This is a genomic window from Sulfitobacter noctilucae (assembly GCF_000622365.1).
Taxonomy (GTDB): domain Bacteria; phylum Pseudomonadota; class Alphaproteobacteria; order Rhodobacterales; family Rhodobacteraceae; genus Sulfitobacter; species Sulfitobacter noctilucae.
In genome coordinates, this window is record NZ_JASC01000003.1 from 247,016 (window position 1) to 263,696 (window position 16,681).

At 60.9% G+C, this 16,681-nt stretch carries 15 protein-coding genes; 4 read left to right on the forward strand and 11 right to left on the reverse strand.

Translation table 11 applies throughout. The annotated features are described in order from the left end of the window. The first annotated feature begins 111 nt into the window (after window positions 1-111). Complete coding sequence (locus Z945_RS0103625) at window positions 112-1,668, forward strand: bifunctional metallophosphatase/5'-nucleotidase (protein ID WP_025050760.1); 1,557 nt, start codon at window positions 112-114, stop codon at window positions 1,666-1,668. Window positions 1,669-2,137: 469 nt separating this feature from the next. After that, complete coding sequence (locus Z945_RS0103630; RefSeq protein ID WP_025050761.1) at window positions 2,138-2,857, forward strand: SOS response-associated peptidase; 720 nt, start codon at window positions 2,138-2,140, stop codon at window positions 2,855-2,857. A gap of 2 nt (window positions 2,858-2,859) precedes the next feature. Here Z945_RS0103630 and Z945_RS0103635 read toward each other — a convergent pair whose 3' ends face one another. Both Z945_RS0103635 and Z945_RS0103640 read right to left on the reverse strand, forming a co-directional pair. Then, window positions 2,860-3,210, reverse strand: a complete 351-nt coding sequence (locus Z945_RS0103635; RefSeq protein WP_025050762.1) for a cupredoxin domain-containing protein — start codon at window positions 3,208-3,210, stop codon at window positions 2,860-2,862. Window positions 3,211-3,328: 118 nt separating this feature from the next. Next, window positions 3,329-4,219 (reverse strand): LysR substrate-binding domain-containing protein, encoded by an 891-nt coding sequence (locus Z945_RS0103640; RefSeq protein ID WP_025050763.1) that lies wholly within the window; start codon window positions 4,217-4,219, stop codon window positions 3,329-3,331. A gap of 98 nt (window positions 4,220-4,317) precedes the next feature. On the opposite strand from Z945_RS0103640, the gene Z945_RS0103645 reads away from it, so the two are divergent. Together Z945_RS0103645 and Z945_RS0103650 are read left to right on the forward strand one after the other, a co-directional pair. Then, window positions 4,318-5,541, forward strand: a complete 1,224-nt coding sequence (locus Z945_RS0103645; protein WP_025050764.1) for an acyl-CoA dehydrogenase — start codon at window positions 4,318-4,320, stop codon at window positions 5,539-5,541. Between the two features lie 110 nt (window positions 5,542-5,651). Next, window positions 5,652-7,826 (forward strand): thiamine pyrophosphate-dependent enzyme, encoded by a 2,175-nt coding sequence (locus tag Z945_RS0103650; RefSeq protein ID WP_025050765.1) that lies wholly within the window; start codon window positions 5,652-5,654, stop codon window positions 7,824-7,826. A gap of 50 nt (window positions 7,827-7,876) precedes the next feature. Here Z945_RS0103650 and Z945_RS0103655 read toward each other — a convergent pair whose 3' ends face one another. The 9 genes from Z945_RS0103655 to Z945_RS0103695 all read right to left on the reverse strand — a co-directional run bounded on the left by Z945_RS0103655 (window position 7,877) and on the right by Z945_RS0103695 (window position 16,642). Then, on the reverse strand, window positions 7,877-9,109 hold the full coding sequence (locus tag Z945_RS0103655; protein WP_025050766.1) for a mandelate racemase/muconate lactonizing enzyme family protein: 1,233 nt from the start codon (window positions 9,107-9,109) through the stop codon (window positions 7,877-7,879). A 153-nt stretch (window positions 9,110-9,262) separates the two neighbouring features. Continuing rightward, a complete protein-coding gene (locus Z945_RS0103660) occupies window positions 9,263-10,354 on the reverse strand; it encodes a zinc-binding dehydrogenase (RefSeq protein WP_025050767.1) in 1,092 nt (363 codons plus the stop codon). 73 nt (window positions 10,355-10,427) lie between these two features. After that, window positions 10,428-11,645, reverse strand: coding sequence for a TCR/Tet family MFS transporter (locus Z945_RS0103665; RefSeq protein ID WP_025050768.1), 1,218 nt, complete (start codon window positions 11,643-11,645; stop codon window positions 10,428-10,430). Between the two features lie 4 nt (window positions 11,646-11,649). Further along, entirely contained in the window at window positions 11,650-12,975 is a 1,326-nt protein-coding gene (locus tag Z945_RS0103670) for a lyase family protein (protein ID WP_025050769.1), read from the reverse strand. Window positions 12,976-12,977: 2 nt separating this feature from the next. Then, window positions 12,978-13,361 (reverse strand): 4-carboxymuconolactone decarboxylase, encoded by a 384-nt coding sequence (pcaC, locus tag Z945_RS0103675; protein WP_025050770.1) that lies wholly within the window; start codon window positions 13,359-13,361, stop codon window positions 12,978-12,980. After that, the gene (gene pcaD / locus Z945_RS0103680) at window positions 13,354-14,142 is read right to left on the reverse strand and encodes a 3-oxoadipate enol-lactonase (protein ID WP_025050771.1); all 789 of its coding nucleotides are present in this window, start codon (window positions 14,140-14,142) and stop codon (window positions 13,354-13,356) included. The genes pcaC and pcaD overlap by 8 nt, the downstream gene beginning before the upstream one ends. A 21-nt stretch (window positions 14,143-14,163) precedes the next feature. After that, a complete protein-coding gene (locus Z945_RS0103685; RefSeq protein WP_025050772.1) occupies window positions 14,164-15,135 on the reverse strand; it encodes a threonine ammonia-lyase in 972 nt (323 codons plus the stop codon). After that, window positions 15,132-15,956, reverse strand: coding sequence for an alpha/beta fold hydrolase (locus Z945_RS0103690; protein WP_025050773.1), 825 nt, complete (start codon window positions 15,954-15,956; stop codon window positions 15,132-15,134). Before Z945_RS0103690 ends, Z945_RS0103685 begins: the two co-directional genes overlap by 4 nt. Next, window positions 15,956-16,642, reverse strand: coding sequence for a haloacid dehalogenase type II (locus Z945_RS0103695; RefSeq protein WP_025050774.1), 687 nt, complete (start codon window positions 16,640-16,642; stop codon window positions 15,956-15,958). Before Z945_RS0103695 ends, Z945_RS0103690 begins: the two co-directional genes overlap by 1 nt. Window positions 16,643-16,681: the final 39 nt, after the last annotated feature.

The window sequence follows — 16,681 nt, forward strand, 5'->3', positions numbered from 1 at the left end:
GCATTTCGGGCAATGGGACCGCTAACGCAACGGCAGGGGGGCATATCTTCTTTGACAGGATTGCAGGCGAGGGCCACCATGCTCTCATAGATTCCATTTGGGGGAAAACCAATGAAACGATTCCTAACCAGTGTTGCAGCCCTTGGCCTGATGGCCGGTGGCGCGTCGGCGGACTACACACTGACAATTTTGCATACCAACGATTTTCACGCCCGGTTCGAGCCGATCAGCAAATACGACGGCCCCTGCGCGGCAGAGGACAACACCGCGGGCGAGTGTTTTGGCGGCTCTGCCCGTCTGGTGACCGCAATTGCGGACGCGCGGGCCCGCAGCAACAATGCGATCCTGGTGGATGGCGGTGACCAGTTTCAGGGCACATTGTTCTATACCTATTACAAGGGTGCACTGGCGGCCGAAATGATGAACAAGATGGGCTATGACGCGATGACCGTGGGCAACCACGAATTCGACGATGGCCCGGAAGTCTTGCGCGGCTTCATGGATGCGGTCGACTTTCCGGTGCTGATGTCGAATGCCGATGTGTCCGCCGAGCCGCTGCTGGCCGACACGCTTGCGAAATCCGCGATCATCGAACGTGGCGGCGAACGGTTGGGCCTGATCGGTCTGACGCCGCAAGACACCGATGAACTGGCGTCACCCGGTGACAATATCACATTCTCCGATCCGGTTGCGGCGGTTCAAGGTGAAGTGGACAAGCTGACCGCAGAAGGTGTGAACAAAATCATCGTGTTAAGCCACTCTTCTTATGCAGTGGACCAACATGTTGCGGCGGAAACCACAGGTGTGGACGTGATTGTTGGTGGCCATTCCAACACGCTGCTCAGCAACACAAACGACCGCGCTGAAGGGCCGTACCCCACGATGGTTGGGGATACGGCGATTGTGCAGGCCTATGCCTACGGCAAATTCCTGGGCGAATTGAATGTCACCTTTGACGAAGCAGGCAAGATCACGGAAGCCAAAGGCGAGCCGCTGGTCCTTGATGCGGCTGTCACCGAGGATTCGGGCACCGTAACACGCATCACAGAGGCCGCAGGACCGCTGAACGAAATCCGCAATCGTGTGGTTGCTGAAACCGCCGAAGTGATCGGTGGGGACCGCGATGTCTGCCGCGCCATGGAATGCACCATGGGCAACCTGATTGCCGATGCGATGCTGGCACGGGTCGCTGATCAGGGCATCCAGATTGCGATCCAGAACAGCGGCGGTATTCGTGCGTCCATCGATGCGGGCGAGGTGACGATGGGCGAGGTGCTGACCGTGCTGCCGTTCCAGAATACGCTTTCAACCTTTCAGGTGACCGGTGAGGTGTTCCTTGCCGCGCTTGAAAACGGTGTTTCCCAGGTCGAAGAAGGTGCGGGCCGCTTCCCCCAGGTGGCCGGCGTGACCTTTGCCTTTGATGCCAAGGCAGAAGCCGGTTCGCGGGTAAGCGACGTGATGGTTGACGGCATGCCGCTGGATCTGGCGGCTACATACGGTGTTGTCTCCAACAACTACGTGCGCAATGGCGGTGACGGCTATGCGATGTTCAAGACGGCGGACAATGCCTATGACTTCGGCCCGGATCTTGCGGATGTCACGGCGGAATTCATTGCAGCCAACGCGCCCTACACACCCTATACGGACGGGCGCATTACAGAGAAGTAAGGCCGCTTTTCTTGCAATAGTTCAAAGGGGCGCATCCGTCTGGATGTGCCCCTTTTGCGTGTCCAGTTTCTCCGTTTGCTCCGACGCGGCGTCGTTCAGAGATTCTTCCGCTGTCTGAAGACTGGATGTGCGGGCGGCGGTGATCGGTTAAAAGTCCGACTTGCTGGCATCTGCGACCACGTCGCGGCGGCTGATGCGCCATAGGGCATATAGCATTACCATTTCGTGCGAGACCGAGGTGACGATGAACAAGGCGCGGATGCTGACTTCGGAAATGGCCCAGCCCGCGATAGCAGCGCAGAGATAGGTAGAAACAGTCGCATGGCAGGGGGCCTAGACACAAGGCGGCATCGTCACCATGTCAGAAGCCGTCAAGGAGGTGAAACAGCCTGCTTCAATTTTGCGAAAGCGTGGCGATTGTCTTAGGATGGCACCTTAACGTCATGCCGTAGGCGAAGGAGACCAGATCATGTGTGGACGTATGGCCGTGACCCTGCCACCCGACGCCATGGCACAGATTTTTACTGCCTCGCCCGCAAATGATCTGCCGCAGGTGCCCAATTACAATGTGTGTCCGACCAATCAGGTGCATATTGTCACGGCAATAGCCGAGGAAGGCTCGGAAGCGCCGCAGCGAAAGCTTGGATCAATGCGCTGGGGGCTGGTGCCGAAGTGGTACAAAACGGTGTCAGACGGACCATTGCTTATCAACGCGCGCGCTGAAACTCTCGCGGAGAAACCTGCTTTTCGCGATGCTGCACGCCAGCGACGAGGGCTGATCGTTGCCAGTGGCTTTTACGAATGGACGAAAGACGCAGAAGGCGGCCGGGACCCGTGGTTCATTACCCGGCGGGACGGTGCGCCATTGGCGTTGGCTGCCGTATGGCAGAATTGGACGTCGCCCGAAGGCGAGGGAATGGCAACCTGCGCTGCCATCACCACCAAGGCAAACGCCCCGATGCACGCCATACATCACCGCATGCCTTTGATCATAAATGAACAAGACTGGCCGCTCTGGCTTGGCGAACGCGGAAAGGGCGCGGCCCGCTTGATGACACCTGGCGCAGATGACCTGCTTCAGTGGCACCGCGTGGACCGCGCTGTGAATTCTAACCGCGCTTCAGGACCGGCGTTGATCGAACCGCTGGCATCAGGGCCCAGCGCCCCGCCATCCGTCGGGCCTGATTAGGATCAGTCGGACGTGACGGGCGCCTCGGAAAAGACGATCTCGCCTGTGGCCGTTTCAGCCGAACCGCTGATGCTGCTGAACGTAGAAGGCGTCGTGGGGGTCAGGTTCAGGCTGTAGGACCCGTTGACAGGGATCGAGTCGGACGACCAGGCTTCGTCGGGCCCCCCGACAACATGCGCACCGTCGCTACGGTTGCGGAAAATGATGTTATCGCCCGCCGTGGCAAAAACCACCGACGGGAAATAGCTTCCGTCGACGATCAGGACTTCGATGTTATCGGCGTGTGCCGCACCGGCCCCGAAGGTCAGCATGGCAGCAGCGGCGCAAGCGCCTTTGCAGAAAGAATTCAGCATCTAAATGCTCCTTGTAACGGCCCCACCCGGTCACAGACAAATTGTCATTAACCCTGAATTGCGGCAGAAATTTGACCGATTGCCGTATTTCGGGCGGCAAATGTCCAAATCTTGGCCGTTATGCGCCACCCGCCTGTGTCGCCAGCCAGTGGCGAAAGGACAAAAGAGCGGCTCCTTCGCTCCGCGCTTCAGGCCACACCAGATAATAGCTGCCGATGCTTTGCGTGGTCTGGTCGGAGGCGAGGGCCAACTGGCCGTCACGCAAATAGGGGTCGGCAAAAAACGTGGGCAACAATGCCACGCCCAGCCCGTGGATTGCCGCCTGTGCCATGGTCGAGAACTGGTCGAATACCATACCGGTGGGCGGATCTGCTTCGACCCCCAAGGCCGCCAGCCAGCGTGTCCATCCTTTTGGTCGGGTCTCAAGATGCAGCAGCGGCAGGTTCAGCATATCGCCTGCGTTGGCCATCGGCGTCATCAGCAGATCGGGCGCGCAGACCGGCACAACGGTTTCGGGCATCAAAGGCAGATACCGAACGCCGGGCCAGTCTTCGTGCCCGAAGTGGATCGCGGCATCGAAGGCGCTGTCCTGAATGGCAAAGGGCCGCAACCGCGTGCTGAGATTTACAGTAACTTCCGGATGCCCTTGGGCAAAGTCGCGCAGACGCGGGGCCAGCCAATGCATGCCAAAGGCAGGCAGAATGGCAAGGTTCAATGTGCCCCCCGTGGGGTTCGTGCGAGCCGAAACTGATGCCTGTGCCAGCCGACCAAGGATCTCGCGCACTTCGGTCACATAGTTTTGCCCCGCCGTTGTCAGCGTCAATTGCCGTCCTTGCCGGGCAATCAAAGCCACATCCAATTGTTCTTCAAGTGTCTTGAGTTGGCGGCTGATCGCGCTTTGTGTGAGAGACAGTTCCGTGGCAGCCGCGGTAGCACTGCCAAGTCGGGCCACAGCCTCGAACGCAAGCAGCGCGGAGATGGACGGCAGGAAACGACGCGGCGCAATCATATGATTTTTTCTCATACATCCAGAACAAAGCAGCGATAGTCTTTTATGCTGAAATTTGCAATAAGAGGGTAAATCAAGCTTTCTGAGGAGGAACCGCAATGAACGCCGAAGCCCCCATTCTACGCGCCAAAGATGCCCCGGATCTGGGCACATTCGACTGGGCCGATCCCTTTCGCCTGGACAGCCAGCTGACCGAAGACGAACGTATGATCCGCGACAGCGCCCACGCCTATGCGCAGGAAAAGCTGCAACCGCGCGTGATCGACGCTTTCGCGAATGAAATAACCGACGAAGGCATCTTCAAGGAAATGGGCGATATGGGCCTTCTTGGCGTCACCATCCCCGAGGAATACGGCGGGCTGGGTGGCAACTATGTCTCTTACGGTTTGGTCGCGCGCGAGGTCGAGCGGGTGGATTCGGGGTATCGCTCGATGATGTCTGTGCAGGCCAGTCTCGTGATGTACCCGATCTACGCCTACGGCTCGGAAGCGCAGCGCAAAAAGTATCTGCCCAAACTGTGCACAGGCGAGTGGATCGGTTGCTTTGGTCTGACGGAACCCGATGCTGGTTCCGACCCTGCGGGCATGAAAACCCGCGCGGTCAAGACAGCCAATGGCTACAAGCTGACAGGGTCGAAAATGTGGATCTCGAATGCGCCGATCGCGGATGTATTTGTGGTCTGGGCCAAGTCCGAGGAACATGGCGGCAAGATCCGCGGGTTCGTTCTGGAAAAAGGCATGAAAGGCCTCAGTGCGCCGAAGGTGGGCAACAAATTGTCACTTCGCGCCTCGATCACCGGCGAAATTGTTATGGACGGTGTGGAAGTGAGCGAAGAAGCGTTGCTGCCGCATGTGTCCGGTCTGAAAGGCCCCTTCGGCTGTCTGAACCGTGCGCGTTACGGCATTTCCTGGGGCGCGATGGGCGCTGCCGAATTCTGCTGGCATGCTGCACGCCAGTACGGTCTGGACCGAAAACAATTCGGCAAGCCTTTGGCGCAGACACAGCTGTTCCAGAAGAAACTGGCCGATATGATGACCGAAATTTCGCTGGGTCTGCAAGGTTCGCTGCAAGTGGGCCGTCTGATGGACGAAGCCAACGCCGCACCCGAGATGGTTTCCATCGTCAAGCGCAACAACTGCGGCAAGGCACTGGAAGTGGCCCGTCATGCCCGTGATATGCATGGTGGCAACGGCATTTCAGGCGAGTTTCAGGTCATCCGTCACATGATGAACCTTGAGACCGTGAATACATACGAAGGCACCCATGATGTGCACGCGTTGATTCTGGGGCGCGCCCAAACCGGCCTTCAGGCGTTTTTCTAAAGCCTGCGCTACGGTATATAAGGCCAAAGAGAGCGAGGGGTGCCCCTCTCTCTTTTTGGCCTGAAATACCGCCGCCGGAGGCATAAAGTTCTTTGGAGCGACGTCAGACCTTGGACCGCGTATCTATCGTACATGACAATTTCCTGCGCCGCGTTGCCGCGCAGGATTTTCCCGTGGGGCAAGCCGATAGCGCTGCGCTTGACCCCGGTATGGCGCTGGATCTCTATCGCAGCCAGGTTCTGTCCCGTGCGCTTGACCTGCAAAGCCGGGTGATGCAAAAGGCCGGGCAGGGGTTCTATACAATTGGCTCCTCCGGTCACGAAGGCATGGCGCTTTTGGGCGAAGTCCTGCGCGTCGATGACATCGCTTTTCTGCACTACCGCGATGCCGCGTTCCAGATTGCGCGCGCGGCCAAGGCGGGTCAGGCAGATATGATGCGGGACATGCTGTTGTCCTTTGCTTGTGCGGCAGAAGAGCCAACCAGTGGTGGGCGGCATAAGGTGCTCGGCTCGCGCGCGCTGATGATACCGCCACAAACCTCGACCATCGCCAGCCATCTGCCAAAAGCCGTCGGGGCCGCCCATTCCGTTACATTGGCCCGGCGCAACCGGCCTGAACATGCGATTTTGCCGCGGGATGGTTTGGTGATGTGTTCTTTCGGGGATGCGTCGCTGAATCACTCCACCGCGCAGGGTGCGATCAATACTGCCGGCTGGACCGCCGTCCAGGGCGTGCCGCTGCCGCTGTTGTTTGTCTGCGAGAACAACGGGATCGGCATTTCCACAAAAACGCCAAGCGGTTGGGTTAAAGCCTCCATGTCGGCCCGACCCGGGCTGAAATATTTTGAAGCCGATGGCTTGGATGTTTTCGCCGGTTTTGCCGCAGTCAAAGCCGCCGCCGATTGGGTGCGGACGCACCGCAAGCCCGCGTTTCTGCACCTGCGTACTGTGCGGCTATACGGACATGCGGGGCCGGACGTCGTGACCTCCTATCTGCCCAAGGCGGAAGTGGAAGCGGATGAGGCACAGGATCCGCTTCTGTATTCCGCGCGCGGACTTGTAGCGGGCGGAATGGCTCCGGATGCTGTGATCGACGTCTATACGCGGACGCTCGAGCAAGTGGCGACAGCCGCTGAGGAGATGCAGGACATCCCGCGCCTGCAATCGGCGTCGCAAGTCATGGCGAGCCTCATTCCGCCAAAGCGCAGTGTTACAATCGCCAACGGACCGAGTCCCGAGAAACGGGCCGAGGTCTTCGGCTCTGATATGGCGCAGATGGATCAGCCACAGCCAATGTCGCGACTGATCAACTGGGCGCTGCATGATCTGATGCTCAGCCACGACGAAACCCTGCTGATGGGCGAGGATGTGGGCCGCAAGGGTGGCAACTACGGCGTCACGCAAAAGTTGCACGCGCGCTTCGGTCCGGCCCGCGTGATCGACACGCTGCTGGACGAGCAAAGCATTCTGGGGCTTGCCATCGGTCTGGCGCACAACGGCTTTATCCCGATGCCCGAAATCCAGTTCCTCGCCTATTTGCACAATGCCGAAGACCAGTTGCGGGGCGAAGCGGCAACCTTGCCGTTCTTCAGCAATGGCCAGTGGAGCAATCCGATGGTCGTGCGCATCTCGGCGCTGGGCTACCAAAAGGGCTTTGGCGGGCATTTCCACAACGACAACTCCCTTGCCGTGCTGCGCGATATTCCGGGGCTGATTATCGCCTGTCCGTCCACGGGTGACGAGGCGGCACAAATGCTGCGGACCTGTCACCAACTGGCGCGTGAAGAACAGCGTGTGGTTATTTTCGTCGAACCTATCGCGCTTTATCCAATGCGGGATCTGCTCGCGCCGGGGGATGGCGGCTGGATGCGGCACTATCCGACAAGCGACAGCCACATCCCGCTGGACACGGTAGGTGTACACGGGGATGGCGACGATCTGGCCATCGTGACTTACGGCAACGGCCATTATTTGAGCCGTCAGGCGCAGCATGATCTGGCGGAAGCAGGGATCGCGGCACGGGTTATTGATCTGCGCTGGTTGGCGCCACTACCCGAAGAAGCGCTGATTGCAGCCATCGGTGCACGGCCCGTGCTGATTGTCGACGAATGTCGCCGCACGGGTGGGCAGGCCGAGGCGCTGATGGCCATGATGGCTGAGCATAAAGTGGAACGCTTCGCGCGTCTGACTGCCGAAGACAGCTTTATTGCGACCGGCCCGGCCTATGGCGCGACTTTGCCCTCTCGCGAGGGGATCGTGGCCGCAGCGCATGCGCTTTTGCGCTGATCGCAGCCGCCCGATGAGGCTTTCTGCAATGGCGTATCCGCGCTCAGGCCTTACTCGCTGGGCGCAGGCGCTCCCCCCTCGAAATTGTTGCCATTGACGTAATCGCAAGGCGCATCCTGCATTTCCAGATGAAGACCATCCCCTGTGTAGGGATGCGCGCGGGCAAGCGCTTCGTCCACCTCAATCCCCAGACCGGGGGCGGTGGGAGCGGGGATGAACCCGTCTTCGACGCTGATGCTGCCTTTGATCAGTTGATCATGGAACGGCGTTTCAATGGTTTCGGCCATTAGTAGGTTAGGGATCGAAACGCCGAAATGGATGTTGGCCGCCCATTCAACGGGGCCTGCATAAAGATGCGGGGCCATCTGCGCGTTATAGACCTCGGCCATGGCGGCGACCTTCTTCATCTCCCAGATGCCGCCAGCACGTCCCAGTGCCGGCTGCAGAATCGTCGCCGCACCCGAGCGCAGAACAGGGGCAAACTCTGCCTTGGTGGTCAACCGCTCGCCGGTAGAGATGGGGATACGCACGGCCCTGGCGACTTTCACCATTTCGGCCACATTGTCCGGCGGGATCGGCTCTTCATACCACAGCGGACTATAGGGTTCGATCGCCTGACCCAGTCGAATGGCCCCTGCGGTGGTGAACTGCCCGTGGGTGCCAAACAGCAAATCGGCACGGTCGCCCACCGACTCGCGGATGGCCTTGCAAAAGGCCACCGACTGGCTGATGTCGCTCATCGCGGGCATATGCCCGCCGCGCATGGTGTAGGGACCGGCCGGATCAAACTTTACGGCGGTATAGCCGCGCGCCACGCAATCGGCAGCGGCCTCGGCGGCCATTTCGGGCGATGTCCAGAAATCCGCCAGATTGTGCTGCGGCAGCGGGTAGAGATAGGTATAGGCCCGCACCCGCTCGTTCATCATCCCGCCGAGCAACGCATAGATAGGGCGGTCCCGGTCCTTGCCCAGAATGTCCCAACAGGCGATCTCCAGCCCTGAAAACGCCCCCATCACCGTCAGATCAGGACGCTGTGTGAACCCCGATGAATAAGCGCGGCGGAACATGCGCTCGATGTTCTCGGGATTTTCGCCCTGCATATGCCGTGCAAAAACATCCTCGATCACCGCGCGCATCGCTTCCGGCCCAACGGAGGACGCATAACATTCCCCCCAGCCGGTCACGCCGGTGTCGGTCGTCACCTTGACCAATATCCAATACCGCCCGCCCCAACCGGGCGCTGGCGGGGCAGTGATAATCACATCCAGGTCTTGCAGCTTCATGTCGCCCTCTCTGGTGACTGAACAACATCCGCCACCCCGTGTTTTCTCTTTTTGGCCTTATATCCCGCGGGGTCTGGCTTTTGTGCGCCATTGGGACAAGCCCAATGGACGACGGCAGAGCCCCTGTTCCCCAGCAGCAAACTAAAGCAAACCTCAGCGATTAAACATAATCACATTCCGACGCGCAGCACCGGTCTTGGTATCTGCAATCGCTTCATTGATCTGGTCCAAGCTCCAGCGTCCCGAAATTAACTCGTCCAGCTTCAACCGGCCTTGCAGGTACAAATCCACCATCCACGGAATGTCGCGCTGGATCACCACGTCTCCCATCTTGGAGCCGACCATCCCTTGCCCCATTGCCGCCAGCATCACCGGCTCGAATTCCGACGTGGCACCGGAATGCGGCATCCCTACCATGATGACCTTGCCGCCCATGCCAAGGTATTTCGGTGCATCGTTATAGGCCGGAATAGCACCCACGGTCACGATGACCGCATCGGCACCGCGCCCGCCCAGGGCCTTATAGCTTTCCCGCCACGGCTTGGCCCCCGTGGCCAACACGCCGTGGGTCGCGCCGAATTCCTTGGCGATCTCCAGCTTGTCCTCGCTCATATCCACCGCCACGATGCGCCGTGCGCCAGCGATCCGCGCACCCTGAATGGCGTTCAGCCCGACACCGCCCGCACCGATCACCACAACATCCTGACCTGCGGTCAGCCCGGCGGCATTGACCACCGCACCCACGCCGGTGATCACACCGCAGGCGATCAGAGCGGCGGCGTCTTTGGGAATGTCATGGCTGACTTTCACAACCTGCGCCTGTTCCACCACCACTTTCTCGGCAAAAGCGCCAGAGGCCATTGCCTGATGCAGCTTGCCGCCGTCAGCTGTTTTCAACGGCCCCTTGTCCCCGTCATACGGGGTTTCGCAGACCGTGGGCTTGCCGCCTGCGCAGGAGGCACAGGTGCCGCAGGCACGGATCAGGGTCACGATCACACTGTCGCCCACCGCAAGGCCGCGCACATTCGCTCCGGTGGCGCTGACGCGGCCTGCCGCTTCATGCCCGTAGACTGCCGGCAGCGATCCGCCCCATGCGCCCTCGGCAAAGGAAATGTCCGAATGACAGATCGCCACGGCATCCAGCGTGACCTCAACCTCGCTGCCCTCAGGCGCACGCAAGTCTACGTCTTCAATGACAAGCGGTTCGCCGAAGGCATGGGCGACGGCGGCTTTGATATGGGGCATGGGGCAGTCTCCTGTGATGTCAGTACTCAGGCTGACGCTGATAGCGCCGTGGTGCAAGCAAGGATGCGACGGGTTATGTCGCTTGTGACGCCACGTCGGCACTGGTGGGACGCAGGATAAACAGGACCATCGCCAGCACCATCAGACCGGCGGCCAACAAAAAGGGTGCACCGGGCAGATAGATCGCCGCATCAGGCCGCGTGAAGGCGGCAAAGCTGGCGGTCATCGCCAGGGGCGACAGGATCATTGCCAATGAGGAGGCTGATGTCAGCGCGCCTTGCAGTTCGCCTTGCGCGTTGTCCGCCATCCGGCGCGACATGATGCCTTGCAGCGCGGGCGGAATGATACCAGCCAGCGCCGCAATGGGTGTCAGCATCAGCGTCACCAGCCCCGAGGATATCAGCGCGATGCAGCAATAGGTGCCCACGGCGAACAGATGGCCAATGACCACGGTGCGCTGCTCGCCCAAGCGGTTGATCGAATGTTGGATCACAAAAGCTTGAACCAGCGCCATCGTCACGCCGAACAGGCCCAGCGACATACCGATCATAGACGGCGACCAGTCAAAGCGCGCCTGGCCGAAGTAAGCCCAGACCGATGGATAAACTGCAAAAGCGACATGGTAGAGGAAATAGACAAAGAGCAGTTGTCGCACACCGGGCAGTTTGCCCAATTGCCGCAGGGTGCCGACCGGGTTGGCGCGGCGCCAATCAAAGGCGCGTGCGCGGATCGGATCCAGCGTTTCCTTCAGGATGAACCAACCGAAAAGAACATTGGCTGCAGCCAGCATCGCTGCCGCCCAGAAGGGCGCACGCGGCCCGAATTCGGCCAGCACGCCGCCGATCAACGGCCCCAGCACGAAGCCCGCGCCAAAGCTCGCGCCGATCAGGCCAAAGTTTCTTGTCCGCTCGGCAGGGGGCGAGATATCGGCCATATAGGCCGCCGCGGTGGCTTGCGTTGCGGCTGTAATCCCGCCGATGATGCGGCCCGCCAGCAGCAACCAGATGCTGCCTGCCAGCGCCATCACGACATAGTCCGCGGCCATCACCGCAAGCGAGATCAGCAAGACCGGACGCCTGCCAAAGCGGTCTGACAGACCACCCAACACAGGGCTGAACAGGAATTGCATCACTGCAAATGAGGTGGCCAGCATACCGCCCCAAAGAGCGGCCTGGCTCAACCCGCCGCCGTTCACCTCCCGGATCAGATCGGGCATCACTGGGATGATCAGCCCGATGCCCATTGCGTCGATCATCACCGTGATCATGATAAATAGAACGGCTGGACGCATGGGGTCAGAGCGCCGCGGCGCGGGCGGCAAAGGTCTTTGCCTCATCCGCCGCACGGCCCATGCCCGCAGCCGGGTCAAACAGACTTGCGGGCAGGTCCGGATAATCGGCGAGGGCAAGTTGGGGCAGGGGGATGCGCTTGTCACGCGCATCAAGGCACAGCGCCTTTGCTTTGGCCTGTGCCTCTGGTCGGGGCATCAGATCGGCAAGGGCGAAACTCAGCGCTTCGGCGTGAATCAGGCCCAGATTGCCTTCGAGTGCTGCATGCATCTGTACCGGATGCGGGGTCAGTCCGCTGCTCAGCGCCTTGGCGTGTTGCAAGGCGCTGGCCAGACAGAGCGCCAGTTGAGGTACCACCATCCATTCGGTGAACCACGCTGCCCCGTCGCGCTGGTGCTGATGCACCGCCGCGGACTGCAGGCTCGCCCGCGCTCCGGTGAAATGATGGCTTAGCGCCACCAAGGCCGAGGGGCGCACTGGGTTTTGCTTTTGTGGCATGGTCGAGGAAGCACCACTGCCGCCAAGAGCCACTTCACCGGCTTCAGAGGCAGTCAGACCGATCAGCGTCTGGCCCATATGCGCCAGCGTCGCCATGATTTGGCCTTGCCAATCGGCAATGCGCAGCAGGGGCGTGCGGTCGGTGTGCCAACTGCGGCCCGGATCGCGCAGGCCAAGGCCCTGCGCCAAAGCCTTGCGGCTATCGGCGGCATCCGGCCCCAGAGCCGATGATGTCCCCGCCGCGCCAGATAGCGAGACCAGCAGCGATGAAGCCCGCAAGGGCTCAAGAGCAGTCAGCGCGTCTAGCAGGGGTGTGCCGAATTGCGCCAGCACAGCGCCCCAGGAGGTCGGCGTGGCATGCTGGCCATAGGTGCGGGCAGGCATCGGCAGGTGGGCGTGCTCGGCCGCACTTTTGCCCAGCGTTGTAATAATCTCGCGCAGGTCCGCCTCGGCCAGGGCGAGCGCCTGGCGCAGGCGCAGCATCAGACCGGTGTCGATGATGTCTTGCGAGGTCGCGCCCCAATGGACGTATTGCGCATGCTCGGGCGCGTTCATCTCGGAGCGAAAGGCGGCGACCAGACCCGGCACGCTGACGCCGTTCTCGCCCGTAGCTTTGGCAATGGCACCGGGGTCCACGGCAATCTCCAGACTGGCGCGGTGGATCGCGGTGGCGGAGAGTTCGGGGATCAGGCCCTGGGCACCCTGCGCCTTGGCCAATGCACCCTCGACCAGCAGCATGGCGCGGATGGCAGCACTGTCCGAAAACAGCCGTCCCGCCTCTCCGGTGTCAAATAGATGCGTAAAAAGAGGGCTGTCGAAAACGCTGGCTGACATGGTTATCCGTTCGTTTGATCAAGGTCCTGCCAGACCCGCTTGGCAATTTTCAGGGCGTGGTTCGCCTTTGGCACACCTGCATAGATGGCGACATGCTGAAAGGCTTCTGTAATGTCGCTGCGGCTGGCGCCGGTTCGGGTGGCCGCGCGGACGTGCATCTCGATCTCGTCGAAATTGCCCGTGGCCGCCAGCAAGGCCAGCGTCAGCATAGACCGCTCGCGCCGCGGGATCGCGTCCGAGGCCCAGACGGTGCCCCAAGCCCCTTCGGTAATCAGGGTTTGAAAGGCCAGATCATCGGCGGTCTTGGCGGCTTCGGCGCGGTCCACATGGGCATCGCCCAAAACCTCGCGGCGCACCTTCATGCCACGGGCAAACCGCTCAGACATGGCCGGTGCTTTTCATGAAGTCGGTCAGGACCTGTGCGTATTCCACGGGTTGTTCAACGCAGGGCAGATGGCCGGCCTTACGGATCAGGTGAAATTTGGAGCCGGGAATCAGATCAACGGTTTCACGCACCAGATCGGGCGGAGTCGAGCCGTCTTCGGATCCAGCAATGCCCAGTGTGGGCAGACGCAAGCCGGAGGTAGGCGTATAGAAATCTGTGCCGGAAATCGCTGCCGAACAGCCTGCATATCCGGCGTCCTCGCCGCGCACCAGCATGTTGCGCCACAACTCCAGTTCCGGTGTGGCGCGGAACTGGTCCGAGAACCACCGCTCCATCACAGCGTCGGCCAGCACTTCGACCCCGCCGGATTTGACGGCTGCGATGCGTTCGTCCCACATGGCGGGTGTGCCGATCTTGGCCCCGGTGTTAGAAAGCACCATGGCGCGAATAAGATCCAACCTCTTCGTGGCCAGCCCCTGTGCAATCATGCCGCCGATGGACAGGCCTACGAAAAGGCAATTCTTGACCTTGAGGTGGTCCAGCAACCGCTCCACATCCGTAACAAGGCCGCCCATCGTATAGGGACCCTCAGGGCAGGAAGACAGGCCGTGCCCGCGTTTGTCATAGCGTATCAGGCGCAAGCCTGCAGGCAGCAGAGGCAGAATGGGATCCCACAGCCGCATGTCGGTGCCAAGCGAGTTGGCAAAAACCACAGTCGGCCCATCGTCCGGGCCATCCACGCGGTAGTGCAGGCGTACATCGCCGGTGTCGAAAATCTTCATGGTTTCTCCCCCCTTTTTTGGTCAGTCCAGCGTGGCCAATGCGCGGGCGAACATCGCCGCATCCACATTGCCGCCTGACACGGTCACAATCACGTGATCGCCCTCAATCTCTTCCTTGCGGAAGAGGGCCGCTGCAAGGGCGGCGGCCCCACCCGGTTCGGCCACGATCTTGAGCCGATTAAAGGCGTGAGCCATGGTTTGCAGTACCTCGTCCTCGGTCACCACCAAACCGGGGCCGACAAGCCGTTGCATGATCGGAAAGGTCAGATCACCGGGCTGGCGCGAGATGATCGCGTCGCAGATGTTGCCTGAGGTACGAGCGTTCTGCTCGATCTTGCCGGACCGCAGGGAACGGGCCACGTCGTCGAAACCTTCGGGCTCGGCGGGACGCACGCGTAGGCCGGAAGCCTCTGCCTCAAGCGCCAGCGCGATACCGGAGGTCAGCCCACCGCCACCGCAGCAGACAATCACCTCGGCCTGGGTCACGCCTTGGGCTGCGGCCTGTTCGGCAATCTCCAACCCGCAGGTGCCTTGGCCCGCGATCACTTGCGGCTCATCGAAGGGTTTGACCAGCGTCAAACCCCGCTCTTCGCTGATCCGCGCGCCGATCTCCTCGCGACTCTCACTATCGCGGTCATAGAGCACGACTTCGGCACCATAAGCGCGGGTATTTGCGATCTTGAGGGCAGGGCTGTCGCTGGGCATGACGATAACAGATGGCACCCCATGCATCTTCGCGGCACAGGCCACGCCCTGTGCGTGGTTGCCGCTGGAAAAGGCAATGACGCCACGCTGGCGGACCTTTGGTTCAAGCGCCGAGAGGGCCGCCCATCCGCCGCGAAACTTGAAGCTGCCGGTGTGTTGCAGGCATTCCGCCTTGACCCAAACACGGCGGCCCGCGATCTCGTCAATGAAGGGGGAATTGAGCAAAGGTGTGCGCCGGACGTGGCCCTCAAGCCGCGTGGCAGCGGCGCGGATCATCTCGATGTTCATTGCATCTGTTCCGTCCATTTGTGCAGCGCAGCGAGTGCTTCGGGTTCGTCCAGAAAGGGAATGTGGCCGCGCCCCGGTACGCTTGCAAGCACCATATCAGGGCGGTGGTTTTGCATTTCCCCAACCGTCTGGGCGCTGAGCAAGGTCGAGTTTACCCCGTGGATCAATGCCACAGGCAAGCCTTCCAGCGCATCAAAGAACGGCCATAGGTCAGGCGAAGGCCCCTCCATCGCGGCCAGCACAGCGTCGCGCAGTTTTGCATCATAAGTGATCGCCAGCCCGCTGTCCGTCTCGACGTAGTGTTTCACGGCTTCTTCCATCCAGCGGCTGTCAGGCACGCCTTCAAACTCGGGAAAGGCGCGGGCCATTGCGGCGGCGGCTTCGGAATGGGTTTTGGCGGCAGGCGCGCGACCGATGTAGTGGCGGATCACATCAAAACCTGCGGCGTCAATCACCGGACCCACATCGTTCAGTGCCACACCCAACAGGCGGTCCTTGGCCATGGCGGCCAGCCCCATCGCTTGCAATCCGCCCCGCGAGGTCCCGAGGATGGCGGTGCTCTCCAGCTTCAGATGATCCAGCAATTCGATCACATCGCGGCATTCCACCGGGAGGGCATAGTTCTGCCAATCGGGATCACGCTGCGACTGGCCACGTCCGCGGGCGTCAAGTTTGATCAGGCGGTGCTCGGCCAGATGGGGCGTCACATAATCGAAATCGGCCGTCGTCCGGGTCAAACCCGCAAGGCAAAGGATCGGCAGGCCGGTACCTTCATCGGTGTAGTAAAGGGACAGCCCGTCAGAAGTTGTAAAATGCGGCATCAGGCACCTGCCAGGGCCGGGATGCCCGTGAGGTCCGTGAGCACATGAGCGGGGGTCCAGGGCAGGCGGTCCATTGGCTCTCCCCCGCGATTGACCCATGCGGTATCAAATCCGTATCCCGTGGCCGCCGCCGCGTCCCACCCGTTGGAAGAGACAAACAGCACCTCGTCTTTGGCGCAGCCGAAGTGAACCCCGACCAGATCGTAGACCCGTGCGTCCGGCTTGAAGATGCCAACGCTTTGCACCGAAAGGGCCGCGTCCAGCACCGCGCCGATGCCAGCGGAGTTGATTGCCCCCTCCAGCATGTCAGGTGACCCGTTCGACAGGATGGCCGTGTTCATTCCCGCATCTTTCAGTGCTGCGAGCATGCTTGGCACCTCTGGATAGGCCTGCAATTCCCAGTAAAGTGCCAAGAGGCGTTCGCGCAATGCCGGATCGCCCGCATGGCCGGTCTTTTCCAGCGCCCAGTCCAGGCCGTTTTGCGTGACCTCCCAAAAATCTGTATGGGCATCCGCCACAGCGCGCAGCCACGAATAGGCCAGTTGCTTTTGTCGCCAATGTTCAGCCAGCACCTTCCAGTCGTCTTTGATGGCGGCAAAGTCAGGCTCTGACGCCGCATGGCGCGCAGCGGCCCCCACATCGAACAGCGTACCGTAGGCATCGAAAACACAGGTGGTGATAGGCATGTGCGGGCTCCTTTTCCCAGGCCAGCTTGGCATGGTGCG

Coding starts and splice junctions, on each gene's coding strand:
- Z945_RS0103645 (WP_025050764.1), top strand. CDS start 4,318: ATGAACGCCGAAGCCCCCATTCTACGCGCCAAAGATGCCCCGGATCTG.
- Z945_RS0103655 (WP_025050766.1), bottom strand. CDS start 9,109: ATGAAGCTGCAAGACCTGGATGTGATTATCACTGCCCCGCCAGCGCCC.
- Z945_RS0103660 (WP_025050767.1), bottom strand. CDS start 10,354: ATGCCCCATATCAAAGCCGCCGTCGCCCATGCCTTCGGCGAACCGCTT.
- Z945_RS0103635 (WP_025050762.1), bottom strand. CDS start 3,210: ATGCTGAATTCTTTCTGCAAAGGCGCTTGCGCCGCTGCTGCCATGCTG.
- Z945_RS0103640 (WP_025050763.1), bottom strand. CDS start 4,219: ATGATTGCGCCGCGTCGTTTCCTGCCGTCCATCTCCGCGCTGCTTGCG.
- Z945_RS0103685 (WP_025050772.1), bottom strand. CDS start 15,135: ATGAACATCGAGATGATCCGCGCCGCTGCCACGCGGCTTGAGGGCCAC.
- pcaD (WP_025050771.1), bottom strand. CDS start 14,142: ATGAAGATTTTCGACACCGGCGATGTACGCCTGCACTACCGCGTGGAT.
- Z945_RS0103630 (WP_025050761.1), top strand. CDS start 2,138: ATGTGTGGACGTATGGCCGTGACCCTGCCACCCGACGCCATGGCACAG.
- pcaC (WP_025050770.1), bottom strand. CDS start 13,361: ATGTCTGAGCGGTTTGCCCGTGGCATGAAGGTGCGCCGCGAGGTTTTG.
- Z945_RS0103625 (WP_025050760.1), top strand. CDS start 112: ATGAAACGATTCCTAACCAGTGTTGCAGCCCTTGGCCTGATGGCCGGT.
- Z945_RS0103670 (WP_025050769.1), bottom strand. CDS start 12,975: ATGTCAGCCAGCGTTTTCGACAGCCCTCTTTTTACGCATCTATTTGAC.
- Z945_RS0103695 (WP_025050774.1), bottom strand. CDS start 16,642: ATGCCTATCACCACCTGTGTTTTCGATGCCTACGGTACGCTGTTCGAT.
- Z945_RS0103690 (WP_025050773.1), bottom strand. CDS start 15,956: ATGCCGCATTTTACAACTTCTGACGGGCTGTCCCTTTACTACACCGAT.
- Z945_RS0103665 (WP_025050768.1), bottom strand. CDS start 11,645: ATGCGTCCAGCCGTTCTATTTATCATGATCACGGTGATGATCGACGCA.